Source organism: Paraburkholderia dipogonis, from assembly GCF_046027395.1.
GTDB classification, from domain to species: domain Bacteria; phylum Pseudomonadota; class Gammaproteobacteria; order Burkholderiales; family Burkholderiaceae; genus Paraburkholderia; species Paraburkholderia dipogonis_A.
Window position 1 is genome coordinate 1 of record NZ_JAQQEG010000105.1, and the last position, 2,012, is coordinate 2,012.

A 2,012-nucleotide genomic window follows, 5' to 3' on the forward strand; every position below is an offset into this window, starting at 1 on the left:
TTTCACACGGGCTGCCGCCGCTTTCAGGTTCTGGTTCGCGTCCAGCGCCTGCTGCTCGAGGTCGTTCAGCTTCGCGTCTTCGAACACCTTCCACCATTCGCCGCGGGCGACGTCTTCCGACGGTTGCGCCGTCTTCCACGTACCCGCTTCTTCCTGTGACAGCGGCTGCTGCGGTGCCTCCTTAAAGGTCGCAGTTGTCGGCGTCGACGGCACCTCGTACCTGGGTGCGAGCGAACACCCCGCCAGAACCAGCAGCGTGCCCAGCAGGACGGAGCCAGTGAAGCCGTTCTTCATTGAGAAAAATGTTTTCATAATGGTCCCCTTACTCCTGGAATGCAGGTTCGGGAGTTTTTGCGCCCGGTTTGACAGGAGCACCGGTCGAGCCACCGCTGCTGCCGCCATGCCCGCCATCGTTGTCATGCGGACCGTGGATGTGTGGGTGGTTGCCATGCTTGTCCGTAAGCTGTTTGCCGCCCGACAGCTTGCGCAGAATCACATAAAACACAGGCGTGAGGATGAGGCCGAAGAACGTCACACCCAGCATCCCGAAGAACACTGCGATACCCATTGCACGACGCATTTCGGAGCCGGCACCGGTCGAAATAACCAGCGGAATCACGCCCATGATGAACGCGATGGACGTCATCAGAATCGGGCGCAAACGTAGACGGCAAGCTTCAATCGCGGCCTGAACAATCGAGCGGCCCTGGATTTCAAGCTCACGTGCGAATTCCACAATCAGAATCGCGTTCTTCGCTGACAGCCCCACCAGCACCATCAGACCAATCTGGGTGAAGATGTTGTTGTCACCCTGGGTGAGCCACACACCGAAGAGTGCGGACAGAATGCTCATCGGCACAATCAGCAGAATCGCGAGCGGCAGCGTCAGGCTTTCGTACATGGCGGCCAGCACGAGGAACACCAACAGAACGCTGATAGGGAACACCCAGAAGGCTGCATTGCCCGTCAGAATCTGTTGATACGTCAGGTCGGTCCATTCGAACTTGATGCCGCGCGGCAGGGTTTCGGCTGCGATGCGTTCGACGGCCGCCATGGCCTGGCCAGACGAGTATCCTGGCGCCGGTCCGCCGTTGATGTCGGCCGCAAGGAAGCCGTTGTAGCGAATCACCGTCTCCGGGCCGAAGGTGGGCGTTACCTTGATGAGCGATGACAGCGGAACCATCTCACCCGCTGCATTGCGAGTCTTGAGTTGCAGGATGCTTTCAGCCGACGTGCGGAATGGGGCATCAGCTTGCGCACGCACCTGATAGACGCGGCCAAACTTGTTGAAGTCGTTGACGTACAGCGAGCCCAGGTAAATCTGCATCGTGTCGAACACGTCAGTGACTGAGACGCCCAATTGCTTGGCCTTCTCACGGTCCAGTTGGACGTTCAGTTGCGGAACGTTAATCTGGTAGCTCGAGAACGAGGGCCCGAGTTCTGGCGCTTTTGCTGCTGCAGCGAGGAACGCCTGAACTGCTTTGTTCAGCGCTTCGTAGCCCAACGCACCTCGGTCTTCAATCTGCAGCTTGAAGCCGCCGATAGTCCCCAGACCCGACACCGGAGGCGGCGGGAACGTCGCAATCATTGCGTCCTTGATGCCGGCATATTCCTTGTTCAGGTTGCCGACAATCGCCGCTGCCGATTCGTCCCTGGTGCGATGCTTCGACGGGCTCATCACCGGAAACACGAGGCCGCTGCTCGACGAATTCATCAGACCGGTCACGTTCAGGCCCGGGAATTCCGGCGAGTGCACGACACCTGGCTGCTTGCGGGCGATGATGCCCATTTCGTGAACGACTTTTTCAGTCCGGTCGAGCGATGCGCCCGGCGGGAGTTGCAGAATGCTGACGAGGTAGTCCTTGTCCTGACCCGGCACGAAGCCGCCCGGCACAATTTTGCCGAACAGGAACGTGCCGCCGAGCAGGACACCGTAGACGACCATCATCGCAGCCTTGCGATTGATGATGCCGCCGACACCCTTGCCGTATGCTTCCGAGCCGCGATGGAAC

At 59.4% G+C, this 2,012-nt stretch carries 1 protein-coding gene and 1 pseudogene; both read right to left on the reverse strand.

The annotated features are described in order from the left end of the window. Positions 1–312: pseudogene (locus tag PQR32_RS42020) on the reverse strand (RND transporter); the annotation flags it as partial. 10 nt (positions 313–322) lie between these two features. Then, positions 323–2,012: efflux RND transporter permease subunit (locus PQR32_RS42025; protein ID WP_408241764.1), on the reverse strand; the 1,690-nt coding region annotated here is incomplete at its 5' end.